Source organism: Kitasatospora sp. NA04385, from assembly GCF_013364235.1.
Lineage (GTDB): Bacteria > Actinomycetota > Actinomycetes > Streptomycetales > Streptomycetaceae > Kitasatospora.
Genome location: NZ_CP054919.1, coordinates 7,871,888 through 7,894,630, shown reverse-complemented (window position 1 = coordinate 7,894,630; position 22,743 = coordinate 7,871,888). Strand labels below are relative to the sequence as shown.

The following is a 22,743-nucleotide window of genomic DNA, read 5'->3' as shown; positions in this document are numbered from 1 at the left end:
CAATCGAATGATGGAGTCCGGCACAATGGGTGTTGACCTGCTGGTTCCCCGTCCATCACCTGATGGATTTCTTCCGCTGCGGTCCGCTATCCTCGTGGCCCATGAGCGCCCTGCCCGCGGACGGCCCCCGCGAACGCATCCTGGCGACCGCCACCCGGCTGTTCGCCGAGCGCGGCTACGACGCCACCAGCACCCGGGCGATCGGCGACGCGGTCGGCCTGAACATCGCCACCGTCGCCTACCACGTCGGCGGCAAGCCGGAGTTGTACCGCGAGGTGATGCGCCGCGCCCACCTCGCCCAGCGCCGGGTGGTCACCGAGGCCCTGACCCGCCTGCACGCCTGCGGCCCCACCCCCGGGGAGACCCGCGCCGCGCTGCTCGCCTTCGTCGACGACTACCTGTCCTTCTGCCTCGACCACCCCCAGGTCCCGGCGCTGTGGATGCGCCGCTGGCTGGCCGAGGGCGCCGACCACTCCGACATCGAGAGCGAGTTCGCCGGCCCGCTGGTCGCCGAGGTCGCCACCGCCGTCCGCGCCGTCCTCGCCCGGGCCGGCCTCGGGGCCGGGGCGGACGTCGAGATGCTCGTCTTCACCATCGTCTGGACCTCGCACTCCTTCGGCCAGGCCGGTGTCATCGACCCGGCCGGCACCCGCCGCGGCCCCCTCGACCTCCCCGTCCTGGACCGCTTCCGCCGCCACCTGCACACGGTGGTCACCGCCGTCCTCGACCAGGGCCCGTCCGGCGGCTGACGGGGCCTCAGGCCGTCGGACCCGGCAAGCCGAAGGACGGGACATCAGGCCGCTGGCCCGGCAGGCCGGTTGACGGAGCCTCAGGCCGCCGGCCCGGCAGGCCGGTTGCGGGGTCTCAGCCCGCCAGCCCGGGTACCCAGACCAGCCGCAGCACGTCCACGGTGCGCCGCTCCGGGTCGACGAACAGCTCCGCGGTGACGGACCCGGCCAGCACCACGCTGCGCAGGTCGCCCCACTCGTCCACCGGCGTGCCCGCCCGGTCGTCCAGCAGCACCAGGGCGGCGTTGACCAGCGCGAACAGCAGCTCGTCCGCCTTCGAGATCTCCACCATGGTGCGGGCCGGCTGCTCCTGCAGCCAGATCCGCCAGCCACTCACGCGGCGGCCGCCCCGGCCCGCTCCGACCGCCCCGCCACCAGCACCGGCGCCACCGCGGCCCGGAAACCCGCCCGGTCGCTCCCGTACGCCGCGGACATCGCCCGCAGCCACCACGCCCCGATCACCGCCTCGCGCTCCACCGGGTCCTCCACCGGGCCGAGTTCGCCGTAGAACCGGGCCCGCTCCTCGTACGTGAGCGCCTGCTCGATGCCGTTGATGCTGCGCGGCACGCGCAACGTCCCGGACTCTGCCGTCGCGGTCATCCCTCCACCTCCCACGTGTCTGCTCCGACCGTACCCGGCCGGGCCGGTTCCATCCCCACCGCCCCGAACTCGGCCGCGCCCCGAGGCCGGTGCCCGGCACCCGGCACCCCGCACCCCGCACCCCGCACCCCGCACCCCGCACCCCGCACCCCGCACCCCGCACCCCGCACCCCGCACCAACGATCGCAAACCCGGTGAACGCCCGCCGCCACCGCACTAGCCTGGCGCCGTGACGAGTCGACACCGCACCTCCCGCACCGGCGCGGCCGCCCTGGCGGCGGCCGCCCTCGCGCTCCTCACCGCCTGCAGCGGCAGCAGCGGCGGCGGCGGCAACAGCAACGACAGTGACGGTGCCAGCAAACCGAGGCAGGTCGGCTGGTACCGCACGATCGACGACCTCTGCGCGGCGGTGGGCGATCCCGGCCTGCCCGGGGAGCTGAGGGACTCCATCCCGGTGACGAGCGAGGGGATCGCGAGCGACCCGTCCAAGACGCTCGCCTGCAGCTACGACGGCGGCCCGGCGACCGAGGACTGGCGGGTGAGCATCGACGCGACGGTCTTCGAGGCGGCCCGCGGCTGCCACTGGCTGGAGGTCTCGGCGGACATCGCCAAGTCCCCACTCGGCGGGCCCAAGCCGGACGAGACGCGGAAGTTCCGGGCGACCGACGGCGGGGGGCTCGGCCAGGAGGGCTACGAGGTGTCGGTCCGGCACCCGCTCACCGACACCATCCCCGGGCCGGTCGACCAGCTGAGCTTCACCTCGGCCTTCTGCGACGGGAACCTGCGCCTGGAGGTCGAGGTCGACTACGGCGCGGGCTCGGGGATGTCCGCGGACTACCCGGGCGCGCTCGACAAGGCGGAAGCGGCGTCCCGGAAGAAGGCCGCCGAACTGCTCAAGCGGACGCAGGAGAAGCTGTACGAACACGCGATGAGCCCGCAGCCGACGGCTTCGTGAGGCGGTGACGGCCGGGCCGTCGCCCGCGGCAGCGGACGGCGGTGGCCGGGGCCCGGCCGGGTCTCCCCCGGCCCGGTCTCCCCCGGCCCGGTCGGGTCTCCCCAGGTCCGGCCGAGGTCCGGCCGAGGCCCGGTCGGCGCGCCGCGCCGGGATGTGCTCGCGCGGTGACCGTTCCCGCGCTACCTTGCATTGCATGATACCTGGTACGGCAAGCAACGAGGGCGACGGCGTGGACGGGCCGGTGGCCACCCAGCTCCGCAAGGGGGTGCTGGAGTACTGCGTGCTCGCACTGCTCCGCGACGAACCCCGCTACGGCGTCGAACTCCTGCACGAGCTCGGGCGCTTCCCCGCGCTGGCGACCAGTCAGGGCACGATCTACCCCCTGCTGTCACGGCTGCGTCGGGCCGGGCTCGCCGACACCTTCCTGCGCGACTCGGACAGCGGGCCGTCGCGCCGCTACTACACCCTCACCACCGCCGGACACCGCGCGCTGGAGGACTTCACCGCGCTGTGGCCCGCCTTCCGCCAGACCGTCGACCACGTCCTCACCCCGGGAGAGCACCCGTGAGCAACGCCGCCGAACACCCCCTGGTCCGCGCCCACCTCGCCGCCGTCGAGCGCTGCACCGCGTCGCTGCCGCCCGAGCGCCGCCGCGAACTCCTCGCCGACCTGCGCGAACACGTCCAGGTCGCGCTCGCCGAGCACGACGGCCCCGTCGACGACGACGCCGTGCGGCACGTCCTCGACGAACTCGGCAGCCCCCGCCGGATCGCCGACGCCGCGCTGGCCGAGGAGGGCCGGACCTGCCCCGAGCCGGAGAGCGGCCTGCGCACCGCCACCACCCTGACCCTGCTCGCCCTCGCCGCGCCGCTGCTGCTCGTCCCCGTCCTCGGGCCCTACCTCGCGCCGGCCGCCGCTGCCACCGGCGCGGTGCGGCTCGCGAGGTCCCCGCAGTGGAGCGGGCGGGAGAAGAAGCACGCCGCGCTCCTGCTGCTCGGCACGCTCCCGCTCACCCCGCTGGCGGCCTTCGCCGTCTCCGTCGTCGGTGCCCTGGACCAGACCGGCATGCTGCTCGCCCTCGCGATCGGGTTCTGCCCCGCCCTGCTCGCCGTCCTCCGCCTCGCCCGCTCCGCCGGACGGCTGCGCTCGGCCACCGCACCGGCCTGAACCCGGGCGCGCGGCACCGGGCGCCCGGGCCTCAGCAGCCACCGGCGGCCGAGCCCCCGCGCCCGAGCGCGCCCCCGTAGTCCGTGGGGGGAGGCGGCACCGAGCGGCGGTGGCGCCGGACGAACAGGGCCACCGGGACGGTGGGGCCGAGCAGTTCGTGGAGCTCCCGGTAGAGGGCCGCGGTGTCGGTGTCCGGGGGCAGCTGCTGCGGCGGGATCCAGCCGCGGGCCAGCCGCACGGTCAGGGTGACCCTCTCGCTCTCGGGCCGGGGGTCGCCGTCGTACGGCTCCTCGACCGTGCGGTCGATCCGGATCCGCCGCACCTCGGTGAGCGGCCTCGGCCGGGCGGCGCGGGCGGCCCGGACCAGGGCGACGGTGTCCGGGGCGGCGGCCGGGGAGAACCTCAGCCGGTGCACCCGCAGGAAGAAGGCGCTGTACACCAGCACGGTCGCGAGGACGACGGCGCCGACGGCGCCGGTGATCCCGGCGACCGCCCGGACCGGGCCCCATCCCGCACCGGCGAACCGCATGACGATGCAGACCGGCAGGGCGAGGAGCGCTGCGAGCAGGAACAGCAGGGGCGTGCTGCGCCCCACCTCGCGGGAGACCCGGGCGGCGTGCCGGGGCGAGGGGTCGTCGTCGGTGAGAACGAGGTCGACCGCGTCGGGGGCCGAACGGTCCAGCCGTACCGTCTCCATGACGACACGTTAGGGCGGCGCAGCGGTCCGTGGAAGAGTGCCCGGCGCAGCGGCCCCCCGCCGCGACGCCTCCTCAGCGCAGCAACGCGCGCAGGGTGCGGCGGAAGAGCAGGCGGCCGCACCAGGCGGTGGGGCGGTCGAACAGGGCGGGCAGCGGCGCGATCCGCAGGTCCTCGCGCCAGCGGACGAGCGCGCCGCCGCGGTGCGGGCGGACCTCGATCTCGGCCCAGCCGAGGACCAGCGGGCCGCGCTTGGCGAGCCGGCAGGTGCCGGGGCGGCCGGGCTGCGGGGGCTCCCAGCGGACGACGTCCATCACGTCCTCGAAGCCGAGGCGGCCCAGGCCGGTGCGGGCGGCCACCGTGCGGCCGTCGGAGCGGACGGCGGTGAACGGCATCGCGTGGCGGGGCCAGTCGGTGACGCGCCGCCAGGCCTCGCCGGGGTCCAGCGGGGTGGCCGCCACGATGCGGAACTCGGTCATCCGCCGATGCTATCCGCCGCGCGGCGGCCCGGGTTGGAGGCATAGCGGGTCGGTGGCGTCCCGGGCCGCGGGCGTCCGGGCCGCGGGCGTCCGGGCCGCGGGCGTCCGGGTCGGTGGCGACCCGGGCGGCGGGCGTTCCGGTCAGGCGCGGGTGTGCAGGCCGAAGCCGGTGCGGCCGGCCGGTTCCAGGCCCTCCTTGAGGTGCAGCGCGGGGATCTCGTAGTCGCCGAAGTTCTGCCGGCGGAACGGGATCGGCTCGGTGCTCTCCAGGGCGAGCAGCCGCCGCTCCCAGGCCTCGGCGACGGCCGGGTACTGCTCGTCGGTGAGCCGGTCGGCGCCGTGGACGACGAAGGGCGGCAGCACCTCCAGGCCCGGGTAGTAGAGGATGCCGTGCTGGATCGGGAACAGCAGGTCGCCGATGGGGCCGTTGATGCCGCGGGCCGCGTAGTGCGACGCGGGGCCGCCGACGGTGACCGACAGCAGGGCGCGGCGTCCCGCCAGGGTGCCCTCGCCGAAGCGCTCGCCGTACTTGGTGTCGCTGTGCTCGCCCACCCCGTACGCGAAGTTGTAGGTGAAGACGCGGTCGACCCAGCCCTTGAGGATCGCGGGCATGGTGTACCACCACAGCGGGAACTGCAGGATGACGGTGTCGGCCCAGAGCAGCTTCTCCTGCTCGGCGCGGACGTCGGCGGTGAGCTCCCCGGCGTCGAAGGCCCGGCCGGAGTCCCGGGCGACCTTCAGCGGGCTGGAGGCGTGCGGGCCGTAGTCGGCGGCGTCCGCCGTCGCCTTCCAGCCCATCGCGTACAGGTCGCTGACCCGCACCCGGTGCCCGGCGGCCTCCAGCACGGACACCGCGTGGTCCTTGAGCGAGCCGTTCAGCGACTTCGGCTCGGGGTGGGCGTGGACGATCAGGATCTTCATCGGGGTCTCCTCCGGTTCGGCGGTCGCTTCGACCGGTTCCGATCCTGGCCGCGGCGGCGCCCGGCGTTCAGGGGCCCGGCTTCCGTAGGAACGGACTTCCTGGTACTGGCGGGACCACCCTCGGCGGGCCGCCGCCGGGCCCGGCCGGGCCATACTCGGGGGCATGGACGATCTCGCGGGCTTCCTGCGGACCCGGCGCTCCCGGGTCGATCCGGCGACGGCCGGCATCCCCGTCGACGGCCGCCGCCGGGTGGCGGGGCTGCGGCGCGAGGAGGTCGCGCACCTGTCCGGGGTGAGCGTGGACTACTACGTGCGCCTGGAGCAGGGGCGCGCCACCCAGCCCTCCGAACAGGTGCTGGACGCGCTGGCCCGGGTGCTGGGCCTGGACCCGACCGAGCGGGGCCACCTGCACCGGCTGGCCCGGCAGCCCCGGCGCCGGACGAAGGCCCCGAGCGGGCGGGTCCGGCCGGAGCTGCTGCAGGTGCTGGGCCTGGTCGCCGACGCGCCCGCGCTGGTCATGGGCCACCGGCTGGACGTGCTCGCCGGGAACCGCCTCGCCGGGCTCCTCTACGGCCGCCCGGACCTCGCGGGCCTGAACATCGCCCGGCACCTCTTCCTGGAGGAGGGCGAGCACGGCCTCTACGCGGGCTGGGAGACCTGCACCCTCGACGTGGTCGGCCACCTGCGGCTGGCCGCCGGGAAGTACCCGGACGACCCCCGACTGACCTCGCTGATCGGCGAGTTGGCGATGGGCAGCGAGCGCTTCCGCCGGCTGTGGGCCCGCGCGGACGTCCGCGCCCGCACGCACGGGCGCAAGGCGTACCGCCACCCGCTGGTCGGGCTGCTCGAACTGCACCAGGAGAACTTCGGGCTGCCGGACGGGTCGGGCACCGAACTGCTGGTGCTCACCGCGGCCCCCGGCAGCCCCACCGAGGACGGGCTGCGGCTGCTCGCGGCCCTGGACGCGGACGGCGGCAGCGCGGCGGACGGCGGCAACGCGGCGGACGGCGACGGCGGCGGGGCCCGGGAGACCGCGCGCGCCCGGACCACCGAGTAGTCCGGGCGCCGCTACTCGGCCGGGCTCAGCTCGCGGTCGCGGCCCCGGCCTCGGTCTTGCTCGCGCCCGTACCCGCGCCCGTGCTCGCGGCGAGCGCCTGCGCGACGGTGTCGGCCAGCGGCGTGGTCGGGCGGCCGATCAGCCGGGACAGTTCGCCGCTGCCGCCGGCCAGCAGGCCGCGGGCGATGCCGGAGACGTCCACGTCCACCAGGATCTCGGCGAGCTGCGGCGGCAGGCCCGCGCCGGTGAGCACCCCGAGGTTGGCCTCGGCGGGCAGCTCGTGGTGGGCGACCGTCCGGCCGCTCTGCCGGGAGAGCTCGGCGGCGTACTCCTCCAGCGTCCAGGCCGTGTCGCCGCTGAGTTCGTAGGCACGGTTCTCGTGGCCCTCGCCGGTCAGCACGGCGGCGGCCGCGGCGGCGTAGTCGGCGCGGGTCGCGGAGCCGATCCGGCCGCCCGCGGTGCTGCCGGCCACGCCGTGCTCCAGCTGGACCGGGATCAGGGCGGTGTAGTTCTCGGTGTACCAGCCGTTGCGCAGGAAGGTGTACGGCAGGCCGGAGTCGAGGATCAGCTGCTCGGTGGCCTTGTGCTCGTCGGCGAGCCGGAAGTCGGCGTCCGGGCCGCCGAGCACCCCGGTGTAGACCAGGCGGGCGGCCCCGGCGGCCTTCGCGGCCTCGATCACGGCGGTGTGCTGGGCGACCCGGCGGCCGACCTCGCTGCCGGAGACCAGCAGCACGGTGTCGCCGGGCCGGATCGCCGCGGCCAGCGTCCCGGGCCGGTCGTAGTCGGCGAGCCGCAGTTCGACGCCGCGGGCGGCCAGGTCGGCGGCCTTCCGCTCGTCGCGGACGGCGGCGGCGACCTCGGCGGCCGGGACGCGGGTCAGCAGTGCGTCGATGACGAGGCGGCCGAGCTGTCCGGTGGCGCCGGTGACGACGATGCTCATGGGGATGCAACTCCTGGGGTGGTGCGACGGGTGGTACGACGGCTGTCACAACCCACCGTAGGAAAGTCACTAACGAATCGGAAGTACCCACTTTCGGGTAAGCTACTTCCATGAACCTCAGGGTGAAGGAACTGACCGGCGGACTCCCGGTGGACGTCAACTCGGAGTGCTGCGCCTCGCGCGGCATCCTCGAACACGTCACCAGCCGCTGGGCGGTGCTGGTGCTGGCCGTCCTGCTGGACGGCACCCACCGGTTCAGCGAGCTGCGCCGGGCGGTGGGCGGGGTGAGCGAGAAGATGCTCGCCCAGACCCTGCAGACCCTGGAGCAGGACGGCCTGGTGCTCCGCGAGGCGCACGCCGTCATCCCGCCGCGCGTCGACTACACGCTGACCCCGCTCGGTGAGGAGGCCGCCCGGCAGGTCTGGGCGCTGGCCCGCTGGGCCGAGTCGCGCGTCCCCGAGGTGCTGGCGGCCCGGGCGGCCCACGCCGAGGCGAAGGCGGCGACCGGGGCGAAGACCGCGGGGGCGGCCGCCCGCTGAAGCGTCGCGGCGGACCGTCCTTGACCTCAAGTCGGCTTGAAGGTCGAGACTGGGCGACATGCCGAACACCACCGCCGCCGCCACCTCCGTCACCACCGCCGTCACCGACCGATCCGCCCACCCCGCCGAGGGCCTGATCACCCGTCACCCCGCCGACGGCCCCCCGCTCCCGGACGCCGCGCTCGACGCGATCGCCGGGCGGCTGGCCGCCGGGGCGGAGGTGGTGGGCATCGGGGAGTCGACCCGCTTCTCCCGGGAGACCTTCGAGGTCCGGGACCAGCTGTTCCGTCGGCTGGTGCGGGAGCACGGCTTCCGCGCGCTGGCCGTCCAGGACGACGCGGTGGCCGCCGCCGCGCTCGACGCGTACGCGAACGGCGGCGCGGGTTCGGCCGCGTCCGCGCTGGCCGGTGCCTGGAAGCCGTGGCGCACCGCCCAGATGGCAGCGGCGCTGGAGTGGGTGCGGGCGTTCAACCGGGACCACCCCGGCGATCCGGTGCGGATCCTCGGCGTGCGACCGGCCCAGGCGGGGCCCGCCGACTACGACGCCGTCCTGGCCCACGTGCGCGCGGCGGCCCCGGAGCTGCTCGGACGGGTGGCGGCCCACCTGGCGCCGCTGCGCACCGCCCACGAGACGGCGGAGCACGTGCAGCGCGCGCGGGGCGTCCACCCGGGACGCCCGTTCGCCGAGCACGCCCGGGACGCGCTGGCGCTGGTCGGGGCGCTGCCCGGCGCGGTCGAGCCGATGCGGCTGATCGTGGAGTTCCACGAGCGCAGCGTCGCCGGGCGCGGCGACTACGCGGGCGAGGCGGAGGTGTGGGCCGGGACGGTCGCGGACTTCCGGGAGCGGACCGGTCTGCGCGTCGTCTACTGGGACGGCCTCGGGCACACCTCGGCGGCCGCGGCGGTGCTGGGCCTGGCGCCCGAACGCGGCGCGCGGGCCACCGTGGGCAGCGTGCTGCGCGAGCGCTACGGCGCGCGGTACGTCTCGGCGGCGGTCGGCTTCCACCACGGCGACCTCGGAGTGGTCACCGTCCCGGCCCCGGGCGCGGACCTGGTCGACGCGAGGCTCGGCGCGGGGGCCCCGGCCGCCCGCTGGCTGGACCTACGCGCGCCGGACGTCCGCCACCGGTGGGACGGACCGGCGAAGGCCCGCGTGATCAGCGGCGTCTACACCCCGGAACGCGACGCCGTCGAGCACCTGGCCGTGGCCTCCCTGGCCGCCGCCTTCGACGTACTGGTCCACCTCCGCCGGGCCACCGCGGTGCACTGGCTACCGTGACGCCCGGGCCGGGCTCCGGGCTCAAGTGCCGCTCCAGCCAACCAATCTGACGGACCATCAGAATCCCGCCCGCACGACTCCGGGAACGACCTGCACCCCGAATCCCCGTCCAACCCCGATCCGGCGCACCCACCGCGGGCACACCGGGCTCAACCAGGACTTCATCGAGGACGGCGGTGGGGACAGCCACGGCGACACTCGGTGGATTCCGGGGGCGGTCGAGCACCGGCCGCCGGACGGGGCCCCGGCGGATCGACGCCTACCGCTGCCCGGACGCGGTTCTCCTGACCGCCCGCCCCGCCGGTGCTCAGGCCGACGGGGCGGCCCAGTGCGGGTCGCGGCCGAGCAGGCGCAGCAACCGCTCCCACGGGTCGGCCCCGGGCGGGTCCGCCAGGACGGGGCCGAAGGCGGCGCCGGGGAGTTCCCGGGCGGGCCCGGCGGGGACGAGGGCGGCGACCGGCAGGGCGGCGGCCACCAGGTCGGCGTCGAAGTCAGGCCGATGGCCGATCGAGACGGCGACGTCCCAGCCGTGGACGAGGTAGTCCAGGAAGTGGAAGGAGATCGCCTGCGCCGCGGGGAACGGACCGCCGTCGCGGACCTCGGGCAGCCAGAAGCCGCGCTCCAGGACGCCCTGCTCGGCGAAGGCCGCGGTGACCTCGGCCGCCGAGGCGGCGAACACCCCGGCCGGATCGTCCCCGACCGGGCGGTCCGCCCACTCCGCGAGCTCGCGACCCCCACCCCGGGCGGCAGCCGCGAAGCCGTGGTTCTGCCCGGTCATGTGCGCGAGCAACCGCCCCAACGTCCAGGCCCCGCAGGGAGTAGGCCGGTCGAGCACGGTGACGTCGACCAGCTCGACGAAGGACCGCGCGGCCTCCAGTGCCCGCGCGTCGAGCGCTCGAATGTCCACGACCGGAGGGTGCACCACCTGAGTGTCCGTCATACCGCCGAGCCTACCCGATATTTAAGCACGACCGTGCGAATTCTTTCCCCCGCGGCCCGGGCTCCGACCTGTCACCCCGTCCCGCCCCACCCCGCGCCGCCGTCCGCATCGGCGTGGGCCGGTGGGCTCAGAACGTGATGACCGTGGCGCCCTCGATCGCGAAGCGCACGAACTCGTCCCGGTCGCGCCCTGGTCGCCGAGGCGGCGCTGGGGCGGGCCGAAGCAGAACACCTCGACCTCGCAGCCGCGTTCCGCCGACACCACCCGGGTGCCGGTGGTGAGCGGGTCGTCGTCTTCGTGGAACACGTGGATGACCGTCTTCGGCATCGCCGCCCCTGCCCGTCGTTCGTTCCGCCCCCGCGTGCCCCGGCCCTGCCCACCATCCGACCTGCGGGACGATCCGCCTCACATCGTGGCAGCCGGGTGACGTCAGAACTCCGCCCAGGTGGGCTCGCCGTGGGCGATCTCCTCGCCGAGGCCGTGCAGGAACGCCGCGCCCGCGGCGGCGATCGCCGCCGCCACCAGCAGGAACAGCAGGAAGCCGCCCAGGACCCGCGCGGTGTCGGTGAGTGCCGTCCGCTTCCGCCCGGCCACCAGCACGCCCACCTCGGGGCGCTCCGGGTGGTAGGCGACGGTCAACTCGTCGCCCACCGCGGTCTCTTCGGGGAGGCGCGTGGTCCTGAACCGCTGCGGGGCGCCGTCGGGGCCCGCGTACTCGAGGAGGAACTTCGGCGCCGGCGGGTGGTGGTTCTTCGGGTGGGGCTTGGAGTACCGCAGCGGCTCCCGCTGGACCTCGACGCAGCGCGCCGGGACGCGGCTGCCCTTGCGCAGCGCCCGCCGTTCCCACCGGTGCAGCCGGAACACGTACACCGCCGTGGCGCAGCCGAGCAGGACGAGGAACCCCGCGAGCACGAGCCACACCACGGCCAGCACGTCGAAGAAGAGCACGGGAGCACCCTGCCCGGATCAGGACCGCCGGAACCCCGTCGCGGCGTCAACTCCCTTGCCGGGAGCCGGTGTCGGAGGTGTACCGCAGTGGCCGCCAGCCCCGCGGCCCCGGACGGCCGACCTGGCGGCCGGGTCGGGCCGGGGCGGCGTCAGTCGACGCAGAACTCGTTGCCCTCGACGTCCTGCATGACGATGCACGAGTCGTCACCGCCGTCGTACAGCAGCCGGACCCGGACGGCGCCGAGCGGCAGCAGGCGGGCGCACTCGGCTTCGAGGGCGGCCAGGCGCTCCTCGCCGAGCAGGCCGGTGCCGACCCGGACGTCGAGGTGGACGCGGTTCTTGACGGTCTTGCCCTCGGGAACGCGCTGGAAGTACAGCCGGGGGCCGACGCCGGTGGGGTCGGTGCAGGCCGACCAGGAGCCGCGCTCCTCGGGCGGGCAGGAGGCCTGGTACTCCTCCCAACCGGCGAAGCCCTTGGGGGGATTGGACTCGTAGCCGAGCACCTCGCACCAGAAGCGGGCCACCCGGGCGGGGTCGGCGCAGTCGAAGGTGACCTGGAATTGTCTGAGCACTGCCATGGCGGGCACCCTAACAACGCCGCAGTCGGATGTCGTCCGAATATCGGTGGCCCGTGGACGCCGCTCCCCCGGCGCCCCGTCGGGCGCGGGAGTACGGGGGTGCAGGAGTGCGGGAGCGCAGGACGCCCCGCAGGTCAGCGGCGGTCGCCGTACGGGCGGTCCGGCTCGTCGTCCTCGTCCTCGATCGGGCCGTGCTCGGCCTCGTACTGCTCGCGCAGCTTCACGGCCCGCTTGTCGGAGGCCGCGCGCTCCTCGGGGGAGAGGTTCTCCGCGGCGGTGCGCATCTCGCCCAGGCGGGCGCCGATCGCGGAGAGGTAGCGGTCGGACTCGATCACGTCCTTCATGCCGATCCGCCCGCTGAGCACCTCCCGGGCCATCTGCTGGAGCTCCGGGCCGACCTTGTCGTTCTTGGCCAGCGTCCGCAGGGCGCGGTGCAGTTCGGCGGCCTGCGCCGGGTTGTCCGCGACGTCGAGCAGTTCGTCGTCGGTGATCTCCGGACCGTCGAGGTCGTCGTCCCGTCCTGCCGCCATGGCCACTCCCCCGTCGTCGGGTGTCTCCCCGCCCGGGCCCGGCCCGGCCCGGACGGGCGCACGAATCGTCAGCCCGCTCGGAGCGGGACCGACTTGACCAGGAGATCATATGTCCTTCCCCAAGGAAGGGTAATGGCGTGGCCCGGCTACCCCGCCGCGCCCTCCAGCCGGGCCGCGACCATCGCCACGAAGCGTTGCAGCACGGCGAACGGCACGGTGTGCCCGTCGCTGAAGAAGGCCGTGGGCAGTGCTTCCCGCAGGTCCTGGACGACCACCGTCACGGCCGTCGGCCCCGGGGCCGGCGAGTCCGGGACGGACGGGGTCCCGCTCGGGACCAGGCGGGCCTCGCTGAGTTCGAAGTGGCCGATCCGGTTGCCGTCCACGCCCGTCTCGGTGAACAGCGAGCAGTACAGGTCGCCCTCGTGGCTCCAGGTCGTCAGAGACATGGCGGGATGCTGCCACATCCACCGGGCCCCGGCGACAGCGGCCCCGGCCCTCGGGCGCCGGGCGGGCGCGGCTCAGCGCAGCAGCGCCGCCCAGCCCGTCAACCCGCCCAGGACGAGCGGCAGTTCGCGGGCGGTGTCGGTGACGATCCGCAGCCCGAAGGCCCGTTGCGCGGCGTCCGCCTCGCGGTGGCCCAGGGCCAGCCACAGGCACCAGGCGGCGGTGGACAGCTGGCTGCGCAGCAGGCCCGCGAAGGCCGAGGCGTCGGCGGGGACGCCCGGGCCGCCCGCGTCCAGGTAGGCGGCGAGCAGCGGGCGGACCACCCGGGGGTCCGGGTCGACGGCGGCGCCGTTGAAGGGGGTGGCGAACCGGAAGGCCACGCTCACCGCCTCCCACCAGGGGACCTCCGGCTGGACGCTCTCCCAGTCGATCAACGCGTACCCGCCGGGCGTGCACCCACCGGGCGTGCGCAGCACGTTGGCCCGCGAGGTGTCACCGTGCACCAGGACGGCGGCGGGGGCGCCCGACTGCGCGTCCCGCACCAGGGCGACGGCCTCGGCGACGGCCGGGAGCAGCGCGCGGGCCGGGCCGGCCACCGGGAGGCCGCCCGCCTCGGCCTCGGCCACCCACTCCCGCCACTGCGCCACGGGGTGCGGCGGGGGCGGCTGCTCGCCGCCGGTGTCCAGCGCGGCGATCCGGGCCAGGGTGCGGCCCGTCCAGTCGGCGGCCCCGGCGAGGTCCGCGCCGGGGCGCCGCAGGTCGTGCCCGTCCAGCCACCCGTTCACCTTGACCAGGGTGTCGCCGCCGGGGTGGTGCCAGTAGCCGAGGGCGGGGGCGGGCGGTTCGACGGGGCGCGGCATCGCGACGCCCGCCGCCAGCGCGGCCCGCTGGAGGCGGTGCACCCGGTGGGCCTGTTCCCGGTGCCACTCGCTCCGCAGCCGACCGGTCCGCACCGTCCAGCGCCCCCGCGAGGTCTCCAGCAGCAGGCCGTCGGTCGGCGCACCCCCGTTGTCGAGCCTCCGCCACGGCCCGAGCGGCCGCCCCAGCCCGAAAGCGGCTGCCACCGCGTCCTGGTCGATGTCCACCCCCCGAGTCTGCGCCGTGCCCCCCACCCGCCGCACCCGAATTCCCAACGCCCCCACCACCGCCAACCCGCACCAGCCCCCGCACACCCCGCAGTTCGAGGCGCGACCCCCCTCACACCCCACCCCTCACCGCGCAGCGCCCCCTCACACCCCACCCCTCACCACGCAGCGCCCCCTCACACCACCGCCCCCAACCGCGCCACCGCCTCCGCCGCCCCCACCCCCCACCGACCCGCACCCGCTGCCAACCGCCCCCGCACGCCCCGCAGTTCGTGGCGGACCAGGGCCGGGAGCGGGGTGCCGTCGGTGTCGAGGACGGGGGCGAGGGTGGCGATGGCGGTGTGCGGGTCGTCGGTGCAGAGGTGGCAGTCGGCGATGCGGACGGTGAGCATGGCGCGGGCGACCGGGAGCCGGCCTTCGTCGAGGAGGTCGAGGGCGGCGGTGGCGGCGGTCAGGGCGCGTTGGGCGAGCCGGGGGTCGGCGGTGGCGGCAGCCAGGTCGCGCAGGGCGGCGGAGGAGCCGGACTCGACCCGGAGGCGGAGCGCCGCGGGGGCCAGCCAGGGGACGTGGGCCTCGGTCTCGGGGAGGGTGTGGTCGGGGCGGTCGAGGTGCTGGCGGGCGCGGCCGATGTGGCGGACGGTGGCGCGGATGTCCCCGGCGAGGGCGGTGGCGCGGGCTTCGCCGAGGGTGGCGAGGGCGTCGGCCCAGTGGCGGCCGGGCGCGGCGCGGCGGATCTCGCGGGCGTAGTCGCCGGCCGAGGCGGGGTCGTCGTCGAGGAGGCCGAGGACGGCCATGTCGCTGAGGGCGGCGGCCTGGGTGGTGGGGTCGTCGGCGAGGGCGGCCCAGCCGAGGGCCCGGTCGAAGCAGGCCATCGCGGTGGCGGGGCGGCCGCCGTGCAGGCGCAGGCTGCCCGCGGCGTGGGCGTACTCGGCGGCGAGCCGGGCCAGGACGCGGCGGTGGCGGACGGGTGCGTCGGCGAGCCGAGCGACGACGGCGCGCAGGGTGCCCTCGATCACGCTGCCGGGTCCGCGTTCGCCCAGGGCCCGGTCGGCACTGTGGAGTTGGGCGCCGAGGACGGCGGCGAGGGCGTGCACGGTGTCGGTGTCGAGCGGGGCCGCGGGGTCGGTGCAGAACGCGGCGTGCAGGGCGACGGCGGTGGCGGGCGGCGGGGGCTGGCAGCCGGTGGCGCCGTGCAGCGGGCACTGGACGTCGTGGTCGGGGAGGCTGGCGGGGCAGTCGTCGGCGGGGGCGGCGGCGGGGACGGGCCCGGTGCCGGGGGGCAGCGGGGGGCGCAGCAGGTGCGGGGGGAGGGCGGGGCGGCCGCCCTCGGCGCTCTCGGCGCGGTCGTAGCTGCGGGTGAGTTCGCCGCCGCTGCCGAGGAGTTCGTCGATCTGCCGGACCAGACGGGGGGTGGCGCGGCGGGCGCCGTGTTCGAGGCGGCTGACGGCGGTGTGGTCGTAGCCGACGGCGGTGCCGAGCTGGGCCTGGGTCCAGCCGGCGTGGCGGCGCCAGTGGCGCAGGAGCGCGCCGAATTCCTGCCAGCTTCCGCCGTCCGGCAGTTCGACCGGGTTGGGTGCCCCGAGCATCCGCCGACACCTCCCCCGCTTCCGGTTGTGCTCCTGTACCGAGAAGGTACCGGGCCGGACCGGGGCGCGTACATGGCGTGGTCTGTACCTCTTCTTTGCCATCTCCCTTGCTCCGGCCCTTGTCCGCGCCCTGCGCGGACCGGTTCGCACCCCTTGCTGACGCGGTGCCAATTCCCTTCTAGATCAATGACTTTGACGGAACTTGCCATCCCGTGCCGGGGATTGTCAGGTCCGTTGACCGAGCCATGGCGGCGGTGTGAGGGTTCCGGGCACCCCCACACCCGAAGAGCTGAGGAGCTCTGATGAAACGCAGATTGCTGACCGCCGGCACCACCCTGGCCGTGCTGGGAGGCATGCTCGGTGGTTTCGCCGGACAGGCGAACGCCGCGCCTCCGCCCGCCCCACTGGCACCGACCCCGCTGGCCGCCGCCGTCTCCGCCGCCGACCTGGCGGCTTCGGCCGGTCTGGACGCGCTGGCCAAGGGCCCGGACGAGAGCTACGAGCGCCGGAACGTCACCCAGTTCCTGAACGGCCTGTACTCGGTCTCGTACGAGCGCAGCTACAAGGGCCTGCCGGTGGTCGGCGGCGACGCCGTGGTGCTCGCCGACGGCCAGGGCAAGGTCCGCGGCGTGCAGAACGCCGCGACCGGCCCGGTGGGCGTGCCGACCAGGGCGAAGGTGAGCGCGGCGGCGGCGGAGCGGGCGGCGCGCGCGAAGCTGGCGAAGGTCGACTCGGCCGAGGCACCGCGCCTGGTGGTGCGGGTCAAGGACGGCACCTCCCGGCTGGCCTGGGAGTCGGTGCTGACCGGTTCGACCGAGAACCGGCCCAGCCACCTGCACGTGTTCGTGGACGCGGTCACCGGTGAGGTGGCCGACAGCTACGACGACGTCAAGGCCGGCACCATCAACAGCAAGTGGAACGGCCCGGCGGGCCTGACCATCAACACCAGCGGCTCGGCGGGCTCGTACACGCTGCGCGACTCCACCCGTCCGGGCCTGCAGTGTTCGGACTACTCGACCGGTCAGGTCTTCACCAAGTCCACCGACTCCTGGGGCACCGGCGCCGCCACCTCCAAGGAGACGGGCTGCGCCGACGCGATGTTCGCGGCGCAGAAGGAGTGGGACATGCTCCGGGACTGGCTGGGGCGCAACGGCCACAACGGCAACGGCGGCAGCTGGCCGGTCAAGGTCGGCCTGAACGACGTCAACGCGTACTGGGACGGTTCGACCGTCTCGATCGGCCACAGCCAGTCCAACGAGTGGATCGCCTCGATCGACGTGGTGGGCCACGAGTTCGGCCACGGCCTGGACCAGTACACGCCGGGCGGCGCCAACAACGAGTCGGGCCTGGGCGAGGCGACCGGCGACATCATGGGCGCGCTGACCGAGGCGTACGCCAACGAGCCGGCCCCGTACGACAGCCCGGACTACACCGTCGGCGAGATGATCAACCTGGTCGGCTCCGGTCCGATCCGGGTGATGTACAACCCCTCGCAGGTCTCCGGCAACCCGAACTGCTACTCCTCCTCGATCCCCAACACGGAGGAGCACGCGGCGGCCGGCCCGCTGAACCACTGGTTCTACCTGCTGGCCGAGGGCTCCAACCCGGGCGGCGGCAAGCCGACCAGCCCGACCTGCAACTCCTCGTCCGTCACCGGCATCGGCATCCGGGACGCGGGCCGGGTCTTCTACGGCGGCATGCTGCTCAAGACCAGCGGCATGACGTACAAGAAGTACCGGACCGCGACCCTGACCGCGGCCAAGAACCTCGACTCGACCTGCAACTTCTTCAACCGCACCAAGGCCGCCTGGGACGCGATCAGCGTTCCGGCCCAGGCCGGCGACCCGACCTGCACCGGGAACCCGAGCGACTACTCGCTGGCGCTGAGCCCGTCCTCGGGCACCGTGCAGCCGGGCAGCTCGACCAGCGCGACGGTCTCCACCGCCGTCACCGCGGGCTCGGCGGCGAACGTCTCGCTGTCGGTGACCGGCGCCCCGTCCGGAACCACCGCGTCGGTCTCGCCGTCCACCGTGCAGTCCGGCGGCTCGGCGACCCTGAGCGTCAACGTCGGCGCGAACACCCCGGCGGGCACCTACACCCTGACGGTGACCGGCTCCGGCCCGGCCACCCACACCGCGCAGTACCAGCTGACGGTGAACGGCGGGGGCAACCCCGGCGGCTCGGCCCCGGACATCAACGTGGCCAACGTGCAGGCGCACCTGAGCCAGCTGTACACCGTGGCCCAGCAGAACGGCGGCAACCGCCGGGCGGGCAGCGCCGGTTACACCCAGTCGCTGGCGTACGTGAAGGGCAAGCTGCAGGCGGCGGGCTACACCGTCACCGAGCAGACCTGCACCTCGTGCACCTACACCTCCAACAACCTGATCGCCGACTGGCCGGGCGGCCCGTCGGACCAGGTCACCATGTTCGGCGCGCACCTGGACTCGGTCGCGGCCGGCCCGGGCATCAACGACAACGGCTCCGGCTCGGCCGTCCTGCTGGAGAACGCGCTCGTCCTGGCGCAGCAGAACCCGACCATGACCAAGCACGTCCGGTTCGCCTGGTGGGCCGGTGAGGAGCAGGGCCTCCAGGGTTCGCAGTACTACGTGGGCCAGCTCTCCTCGTCCCAGCGCTCGGCGATCAAGGGCTACTACAACTTCGACATGGTCGGCTCCACCAACGCCGGCTACTTCATCAACAACGTCAACTCGGCCACGGCCGCGCCGCTCAAGGCGTACTGGGACTCGCTGAACCTCCAGCCGGAGGAGAACGTCGAGGGCCAGGGCCGTTCCGACGACTACTCCTTCCAGCAGGGCGGCATCCCGACCTCCGGCTACGCCGCGGGCGCCAGCGCCACCAAGTCCTCCGCGCAGGCGGGCAAGTGGGGCGGCACCGCGGGCGCGTCGTACGACTCCTGCTACCACTCCGCGTGCGACACCACGTCCAACGTCAACGCGACGGTGCTGAACCGGAACGCGGACGGTGTGGCGTACGTGATCTGGAAGACCTCGGTCGGCGGCACCACCACCCCGGACAACGACTTCACCCTCGGGGTGAACCCGTCCACCGGCACCGTCCAGGCGGGCTCCGCGGCCAGTGCCACGGTCTCCACCGCCACCAGCTCCGGCAGCGCGCAGAGCGTGTCGCTGACCGCGAGCGGCACCCCGTCCGGCGCCACCGTCTCGTTCAGCCCGTCCTCCGTCACCAGCGGCGGCAGCGCGACCATGACGGTCTCCACCTCCGCCTCCACCCCGGCCGGCACCTACACCGTCACGGTCACCGGCACCGGCGCCTCCGCCACCCACACCAGCAGCTACACCCTGGTCGTGAACGGCGGCGGCGGTGACGGCGGCGGCACCTGGGCCGCCGGCGTGTCCTACAAGGTGGGCGACACCGTCACCTACAACGGCGTCAGCTACCGGTGCCTGCAGGCCCACACCTCGCAGAGCACCTGGACGCCGGACGTCGTCCCCGCCCTGTGGCAGCGCCTGTAGCCACCGGGAGCACGTGAACGACGACGGCAGGACAGCCGTCGGGCAGTGAGCCAGTAACCAGCACGACGGGTGTGCCGCGACCGGTTGGGGGACGGGTCGCGGCACACCTGCGTTCCCGCTCCCGCACGCCCGGCCCGCCCTTACGCCGCGCACACGCACGGTGCACGTACGATGGCCGCCGTCCGGGGGAGGGTGGCCCGGCCGGCTACCGGGGGGAGGTCGCAGGTGCCGCAGCACGACGCACTGCCGCGGTCCGAGCGGGTCGGACCGCGCCACGGGCCGCCGCGCGCGCTGCCGGTGCCGCTGCTGCCGGTGCCGCTGCTGCCGGTGCGGCGGATCGCCCCGGCGCCGGTCCGCCGGGACTGAGCCCCTCGGACGCCGCACCCCGGACGCCGCGTAGCCGGACGCCGCGTCGCCGGACTCCCCCACCCGATGCCGCCACCCGCCTCCCGGCGGCGCGGCCCGACCGCCCCGAGCGGGAGCCACCGTGAACACCGCAGCCACCGAACCCGGCTCCGAGCCCGCCCCGGAGTCCCCGCTCCCGCCCGCCGGAACGCCGGACGACCGGCCGGCCGGCGGCTCCGCCGACGGCGCCGGGCGGGCCGGCGGGCGCGGCCCCTGCTGCGCCGGGTGCTGGGCCGCTCCCGCACCCGCACCGTCCTGGGCTGCGTGGCCTCGGCGCTGCTGCTGTCCCTGGTGATCAAGACCTTCCTGGTGCAGGTCTTCGTCATCCCGTCCGGCTCGATGATGGGCACCCTGCAGAAGGACGACCGGGTGGCCGTCGACAAGTTCAGCCCCTGGCTGGGCGAGCAGCCGCACCGGGGCGAGGTCGTCGTCTTCAAGGACCCGGGCGGCTGGCTGACCGAGGAGACCGGCTCCGGCAACGTCGTGCAGAGCCTGCTGAGCCACCTCGGGCTGATGCCCGCCGCGGACGAGAAGGACCTGATCAAGCGGGTCATCGCGGTCGGCGGCGACACCGTCGAGTGCAACGCGGGCCAGCCGCTGAAGGTCAACGGCACCGCCCTGGACGAGCCCTACCTCTTCCCCGGCTCCACCCCCTGCGACGACTTCCCGGTCGGCACGGTCAAGGTCCCGAAGGGCTTCCTGTGGGTGATGGGCGACCACCGCAACGACTCCCGCGACTCCCGCTACCAGCAGCTCCACAACCCGGCGGGCGGTTTCGTCCCGCTGGACGACGTCATCGGCCGCGCCCGCGTCCTGGTCTGGCCCGCCGGCCGCTGGACCACCCTCCCGGTGCCCCCGACCTTCAGCCACGTCAACTGACCCCGCGCCCGGGCCCTCCCGCCCGACGCCCCCTCGCCACTCGCCCCCCGAGACTCGGCGCTCCGGGGCCGGGCCCTCCGCGTCAGCGCACCGGGCCGTCCTCCGCGCCACCGCCCGGCTCCCGCTCCACCACGTACAGCCCCGCCCTGGCCGCCAGCGCCGCGGCCGCCGCCGCCCGGTCGGCCTCCGCGTCGCCCACCGGCTCCGCGGTGATGTACATCCGCAGGTAGAGCGGGGCGACGGTGGCCCGGATCACCTCGTGGCCGTCGGTGCCGGGCGGGACCTCACCGCGGGCGATCGCCTCGGTGACCGCCGCGGCGGTGGTCTCGCGGCGCCTGTCCAGCACCTCGGACAGCATCCGCTGGGCCTTCGGGGAGGCCGCCGCCGCGGAGACCATGGCGCGCAGCCAGGCCCGGTGGGCCGGGTCCGCGTGCAGGGCGACGACGGCGCGGGCGACCGTCCGCAGGTCGCCCTCCAGGCTGGCTCCCGAGCCCAGGGTGATGGACACGGCGAGGTGGTCGGCGAGGTCGACCACGATGTTCTCCAGGCTGCCCCAGCGCCGGTAGACGGTGGTGGCGGCGACTCCGGCGCGGCCGGCGATCCGGTCGATCCGGGTGTCGGCGTAGCCGTGCTCGACGAGTTCGGCGAGGGCGGCCTCCAGGACGGAGGTCCTGGTCCGGGCGGTGCGGCCGCCCGGGCGGCGGGTGCCCGGCGCGGGGGCCCCGCCGGCGTCCCGTTCCGGTGCGGGGTCGAAGTCCTCGGTTGCCAAATGAAAATTCCCTTGCGTTAGTGGCGGGGGGTCCGCCAGGATCGAGCCTAATGCAGCAGCACCTGCGTTTGCTTCGTCCCCTGGAGGGTCCCGCATGCCCCTGCCCCGCGTGGAGCACCGTTTCGTGGACGTCGGCGGCGTCCGCGTCTTCTACCGCGCCGCCGGGCCGGAGACCGCCCCGGTCCTGTTACTGCTGCACGGCTTCCCGTCCGCCTCGCACCAGTTCCGCCGCCTGTTCGACGCCCTCGGTCCGCGGTTCCGGCTGATCGCGCCGGACTACCCGGGCTTCGGGCACACCGAGGCCCCGGCGTCCTTCGCGTACTCCTTCGACGCGCTGTCCGAAGTGCTGGAGGGCTTCGTGGACGCGCTCGGTCTGGAGCGCTTCGCGCTGTACGCCTTCGACTTCGGCGGCCCGGTGGGCTTCCGGCTGGCCACCCGCCGCCCGGAGCTGATCGCCGGCCTGGTGGTGCAGAACGCCAACGCCTACCGGGAGGGCCTGTCGGAGCTGGCGCTCGGCGCCGTCGCGCACCGCACCGGCGAGCCGGGCGCCGCCGAGGCCGTCCAGCCGCTGTTCACCCTGGAGGTGACGCGCGGTCAGTACGAGGGCGGCGCCGCCGACCCGGCCCTGATCGACCCGGACGGGTGGACGCTGGACCAGCACTTCCTGGACGCGCCGGGCCGCCGGGCCGCGCAGACGGCGCTGGCCCTGGACTACCACTCCAACCTCGGGCTGTACCCGCGCTGGCAGCGCTGGCTGCGCGAGCACCGGCCGCCGACGCTGGTGCTCTGGGGGCGCAACGACGCCTTCTTCCTCCCGGCCGGGGCCGCGGCCTACCGGCGGGACGTACCGGATGCCGAGGTGCACCTGTTCGACACCGGCCACTTCGCCCTGGAGGAGTGCGCGCCCGAGATCGCCCCGCTGATCGCCGGTTTCCTGGACGGGCTGGCCGAGCCCCGCCCGCTGCGGGTGGCCGTGCTCGGCGCGAGCGGGCACCTTGGCGGCGAGGTGGCCCGCGAGGCCGAGCGCCGCGGCCACCACGTCACCCCGCTCGGCCGGGCGGACGCGGACGCGGCGGACGAGGCCGCGCTGGCCGCCGTGCTGGCCGGGCACGACGCGGTGGTCGCCGCGCTCAAGGGGCCGGACGGCCTGGTGCCGCGCGCGGCCGGGGCGCTGCTGGCCGCGCTCCCCGAGGCGGGGGTGCCGCGGCTGCTGTTCGTGGGCGGCGGCGGCAGCCTGGAGTACGCGCCGGGCCGACGCTTCGTCGACTCCCCGGACTTCCCCGCCCAGTACCTGGAGACCGCCCGGGACCAGACGGCCGCGCTCGACCTGCTGCGCGCCGCCGACACCCCGGTGGAGTGGACGTACTTCAGCCCGCCCCCGGTCCACCTCGTCCCGGGCGCCCGGACGGGCCGCTACCGGGTGGCCGCCACCGACACACCGCTGACGGACGCGGCGGGCACCAGCCGGATCACCACCGGCGACTTCGCCTCCGCCGCGGTCGACGCCCTGGAACGAGGCAGCTTCCCGCACGCCCGGATCACCGCCGTCAGCCTCCCCTGACCGCGCCCCACTCCCCCCGGCCGGCCCCCCACCCGGCCGGGGTCCCCCTCCCCGTCGCCCCCGTCGCCCCCGTCGATCCCCCCGGCACCCAACGGGCGGGCCC

General features: G+C 75.2%; 24 protein-coding genes and 1 pseudogene. 11 read left to right on the top strand and 14 right to left on the bottom strand.

The genetic code is table 11. From position 1 onward, the window contains the following. Window positions 1–101: 101 nt before the first annotated feature. Window positions 102–749 (top strand): TetR/AcrR family transcriptional regulator, encoded by a 648-nt coding sequence (locus HUT16_RS34985; RefSeq protein ID WP_176192018.1) that lies wholly within the window; start codon window positions 102–104, stop codon window positions 747–749. 115 nt (window positions 750–864) lie between these two features. Here the strand turns inward: HUT16_RS34985 and HUT16_RS34980 are convergent, their stop codons facing one another. After that, window positions 865–1,125: a hypothetical protein gene (locus HUT16_RS34980; RefSeq protein ID WP_176192017.1), complete on the bottom strand. Its 261-nt coding sequence runs from the start codon at window positions 1,123–1,125 to the stop codon at window positions 865–867. After that, a complete protein-coding gene (locus HUT16_RS34975) occupies window positions 1,122–1,388 on the bottom strand; it encodes a hypothetical protein (protein WP_176192016.1) in 267 nt (88 codons plus the stop codon). Before HUT16_RS34975 ends, HUT16_RS34980 begins: the two co-directional genes overlap by 4 nt. Before the next feature lie 229 nt (window positions 1,389–1,617). Here HUT16_RS34975 and HUT16_RS34970 point away from each other — a divergent pair, with 229 nt between their 5' ends. The 3 genes from HUT16_RS34970 to HUT16_RS34960 all read left to right on the top strand — a co-directional run bounded on the left by HUT16_RS34970 (window position 1,618) and on the right by HUT16_RS34960 (window position 3,510). Further along, window positions 1,618–2,343, top strand: a complete 726-nt coding sequence (locus HUT16_RS34970) for a hypothetical protein (protein WP_176192015.1) — start codon at window positions 1,618–1,620, stop codon at window positions 2,341–2,343. 193 nt (window positions 2,344–2,536) lie between these two features. After that, on the top strand, window positions 2,537–2,911 hold the full coding sequence (locus tag HUT16_RS34965) for a PadR family transcriptional regulator (protein WP_176192014.1): 375 nt from the start codon (window positions 2,537–2,539) through the stop codon (window positions 2,909–2,911). Beyond that, window positions 2,908–3,510: a hypothetical protein gene (locus HUT16_RS34960; RefSeq protein WP_176192013.1), complete on the top strand. Its 603-nt coding sequence runs from the start codon at window positions 2,908–2,910 to the stop codon at window positions 3,508–3,510. The genes HUT16_RS34965 and HUT16_RS34960 overlap by 4 nt, the downstream gene beginning before the upstream one ends. Window positions 3,511–3,541: 31 nt before the next feature. Here the strand turns inward: HUT16_RS34960 and HUT16_RS34955 are convergent, their stop codons facing one another. From HUT16_RS34955 to HUT16_RS34945, 3 genes are all read right to left on the bottom strand, one after another. Continuing rightward, entirely contained in the window at window positions 3,542–4,207 is a 666-nt protein-coding gene (locus HUT16_RS34955) for a hypothetical protein (protein ID WP_176192012.1), read from the bottom strand. A gap of 73 nt (window positions 4,208–4,280) precedes the next feature. Then, window positions 4,281–4,685, bottom strand: a complete 405-nt coding sequence (locus tag HUT16_RS34950) for an SRPBCC family protein (protein ID WP_176192011.1) — start codon at window positions 4,683–4,685, stop codon at window positions 4,281–4,283. 141 nt (window positions 4,686–4,826) lie between these two features. Continuing rightward, entirely contained in the window at window positions 4,827–5,606 is a 780-nt protein-coding gene (locus tag HUT16_RS34945) for an NAD(P)H-dependent oxidoreductase (protein WP_176192010.1), read from the bottom strand. A gap of 163 nt (window positions 5,607–5,769) precedes the next feature. Here HUT16_RS34945 and HUT16_RS34940 point away from each other — a divergent pair, with 163 nt between their 5' ends. Further along, window positions 5,770–6,663 (top strand): helix-turn-helix transcriptional regulator, encoded by an 894-nt coding sequence (locus tag HUT16_RS34940; protein WP_176192009.1) that lies wholly within the window; start codon window positions 5,770–5,772, stop codon window positions 6,661–6,663. 25 nt (window positions 6,664–6,688) lie between these two features. Here HUT16_RS34940 and HUT16_RS34935 read toward each other — a convergent pair whose 3' ends face one another. Then, complete coding sequence (locus HUT16_RS34935; protein WP_176192008.1) at window positions 6,689–7,603, bottom strand: NAD(P)H-binding protein; 915 nt, start codon at window positions 7,601–7,603, stop codon at window positions 6,689–6,691. Between the two features lie 110 nt (window positions 7,604–7,713). Between HUT16_RS34935 and HUT16_RS34930 the strand changes: the two genes are divergently transcribed. Then, window positions 7,714–8,142: a helix-turn-helix domain-containing protein gene (locus HUT16_RS34930; RefSeq protein WP_176192007.1), complete on the top strand. Its 429-nt coding sequence runs from the start codon at window positions 7,714–7,716 to the stop codon at window positions 8,140–8,142. 58 nt (window positions 8,143–8,200) lie between these two features. Continuing rightward, window positions 8,201–9,421 (top strand): erythromycin esterase family protein, encoded by a 1,221-nt coding sequence (locus HUT16_RS34925; protein ID WP_176192006.1) that lies wholly within the window; start codon window positions 8,201–8,203, stop codon window positions 9,419–9,421. Between the two features lie 307 nt (window positions 9,422–9,728). Here HUT16_RS34925 and HUT16_RS34920 read toward each other — a convergent pair whose 3' ends face one another. The 7 genes from HUT16_RS34920 to HUT16_RS39535 all read right to left on the bottom strand — a co-directional run bounded on the left by HUT16_RS34920 (window position 9,729) and on the right by HUT16_RS39535 (window position 15,532). Next, on the bottom strand, window positions 9,729–10,328 hold the full coding sequence (locus HUT16_RS34920; protein WP_176192005.1) for a TIGR03086 family metal-binding protein: 600 nt from the start codon (window positions 10,326–10,328) through the stop codon (window positions 9,729–9,731). A 462-nt stretch (window positions 10,329–10,790) separates the two neighbouring features. Further along, window positions 10,791–11,309, bottom strand: a complete 519-nt coding sequence (locus HUT16_RS34915; protein WP_176192004.1) for a DUF3592 domain-containing protein — start codon at window positions 11,307–11,309, stop codon at window positions 10,791–10,793. A 149-nt stretch (window positions 11,310–11,458) separates the two neighbouring features. Beyond that, on the bottom strand, window positions 11,459–11,887 hold the full coding sequence (locus HUT16_RS34910) for a VOC family protein (RefSeq protein WP_176192003.1): 429 nt from the start codon (window positions 11,885–11,887) through the stop codon (window positions 11,459–11,461). A 134-nt stretch (window positions 11,888–12,021) separates the two neighbouring features. Further along, complete coding sequence (locus HUT16_RS34905; RefSeq protein ID WP_176192002.1) at window positions 12,022–12,417, bottom strand: hypothetical protein; 396 nt, start codon at window positions 12,415–12,417, stop codon at window positions 12,022–12,024. Window positions 12,418–12,563: 146 nt separating this feature from the next. Further along, complete coding sequence (locus HUT16_RS34900; protein ID WP_176192001.1) at window positions 12,564–12,863, bottom strand: hypothetical protein; 300 nt, start codon at window positions 12,861–12,863, stop codon at window positions 12,564–12,566. Between the two features lie 72 nt (window positions 12,864–12,935). After that, window positions 12,936–13,946 carry an aminoglycoside phosphotransferase family protein gene (locus HUT16_RS34895; protein ID WP_176192000.1) on the bottom strand — a complete coding sequence of 337 codons (1,011 nt, stop codon included), beginning with the start codon at window positions 13,944–13,946 and terminating at the stop codon, window positions 12,936–12,938. A gap of 176 nt (window positions 13,947–14,122) precedes the next feature. Then, window positions 14,123–15,532 (bottom strand): helix-turn-helix transcriptional regulator, encoded by a 1,410-nt coding sequence (locus tag HUT16_RS39535; RefSeq protein WP_176191999.1) that lies wholly within the window; start codon window positions 15,530–15,532, stop codon window positions 14,123–14,125. Window positions 15,533–15,834: 302 nt separating this feature from the next. Between HUT16_RS39535 and HUT16_RS34885 the strand changes: the two genes are divergently transcribed. The 3 genes and pseudogenes from HUT16_RS34885 to lepB form a co-directional block, all read left to right on the top strand. Further along, window positions 15,835–19,026, top strand: a complete 3,192-nt coding sequence (locus HUT16_RS34885) for a M28 family peptidase (RefSeq protein WP_176191998.1) — start codon at window positions 15,835–15,837, stop codon at window positions 19,024–19,026. Between the two features lie 225 nt (window positions 19,027–19,251). Next, window positions 19,252–19,392, top strand: coding sequence for a hypothetical protein (locus HUT16_RS34880; RefSeq protein WP_176191997.1), 141 nt, complete (start codon window positions 19,252–19,254; stop codon window positions 19,390–19,392). 312 nt (window positions 19,393–19,704) lie between these two features. Continuing rightward, window positions 19,705–20,310 (top strand): annotated as a pseudogene (gene lepB, locus HUT16_RS34875) (signal peptidase I); the annotation flags it as partial. An 82-nt stretch (window positions 20,311–20,392) separates the two neighbouring features. Here lepB and HUT16_RS34870 read toward each other — a convergent pair. Further along, window positions 20,393–21,079: a TetR/AcrR family transcriptional regulator gene (locus HUT16_RS34870; RefSeq protein ID WP_254898141.1), complete on the bottom strand. Its 687-nt coding sequence runs from the start codon at window positions 21,077–21,079 to the stop codon at window positions 20,393–20,395. Window positions 21,080–21,173: 94 nt separating this feature from the next. On the opposite strand from HUT16_RS34870, the gene HUT16_RS37475 reads away from it, so the two are divergent. Next, entirely contained in the window at window positions 21,174–22,640 is a 1,467-nt protein-coding gene (locus HUT16_RS37475; RefSeq protein ID WP_217712135.1) for an alpha/beta fold hydrolase, read from the top strand. The last annotated feature ends 103 nt before the right edge of the window (window positions 22,641–22,743 follow it).

Excerpts from the sequence above, each read along its gene's own strand:
- HUT16_RS34900 (WP_176192001.1), bottom strand. The coding sequence starts at position 12,863 with ATGTCTCTGACGACCTGGAGCCACGAGGGCGACCTGTACTGCTCGCTG.
- HUT16_RS34975 (WP_176192016.1), bottom strand. The coding sequence starts at position 1,388 with ATGACCGCGACGGCAGAGTCCGGGACGTTGCGCGTGCCGCGCAGCATC.
- HUT16_RS34905 (WP_176192002.1), bottom strand. The coding sequence starts at position 12,417 with ATGGCGGCAGGACGGGACGACGACCTCGACGGTCCGGAGATCACCGAC.
- HUT16_RS34950 (WP_176192011.1), bottom strand. The coding sequence starts at position 4,685 with ATGACCGAGTTCCGCATCGTGGCGGCCACCCCGCTGGACCCCGGCGAG.
- HUT16_RS34985 (WP_176192018.1), top strand. The coding sequence starts at position 102 with ATGAGCGCCCTGCCCGCGGACGGCCCCCGCGAACGCATCCTGGCGACC.
- HUT16_RS39535 (WP_176191999.1), bottom strand. The coding sequence starts at position 15,532 with ATGCTCGGGGCACCCAACCCGGTCGAACTGCCGGACGGCGGAAGCTGG.
- HUT16_RS34940 (WP_176192009.1), top strand. The coding sequence starts at position 5,770 with ATGGACGATCTCGCGGGCTTCCTGCGGACCCGGCGCTCCCGGGTCGAT.
- HUT16_RS34925 (WP_176192006.1), top strand. The coding sequence starts at position 8,201 with ATGCCGAACACCACCGCCGCCGCCACCTCCGTCACCACCGCCGTCACC.
- HUT16_RS34930 (WP_176192007.1), top strand. The coding sequence starts at position 7,714 with ATGAACCTCAGGGTGAAGGAACTGACCGGCGGACTCCCGGTGGACGTC.
- HUT16_RS34885 (WP_176191998.1), top strand. The coding sequence starts at position 15,835 with ATGAAACGCAGATTGCTGACCGCCGGCACCACCCTGGCCGTGCTGGGA.
- HUT16_RS34945 (WP_176192010.1), bottom strand. The coding sequence starts at position 5,606 with ATGAAGATCCTGATCGTCCACGCCCACCCCGAGCCGAAGTCGCTGAAC.
- HUT16_RS34935 (WP_176192008.1), bottom strand. The coding sequence starts at position 7,603 with ATGAGCATCGTCGTCACCGGCGCCACCGGACAGCTCGGCCGCCTCGTC.
- HUT16_RS34955 (WP_176192012.1), bottom strand. The coding sequence starts at position 4,207 with ATGGAGACGGTACGGCTGGACCGTTCGGCCCCCGACGCGGTCGACCTC.
- HUT16_RS34965 (WP_176192014.1), top strand. The coding sequence starts at position 2,537 with ATGATACCTGGTACGGCAAGCAACGAGGGCGACGGCGTGGACGGGCCG.
- HUT16_RS37475 (WP_217712135.1), top strand. The coding sequence starts at position 21,174 with ATGCCCCTGCCCCGCGTGGAGCACCGTTTCGTGGACGTCGGCGGCGTC.
- HUT16_RS34910 (WP_176192003.1), bottom strand. The coding sequence starts at position 11,887 with ATGGCAGTGCTCAGACAATTCCAGGTCACCTTCGACTGCGCCGACCCC.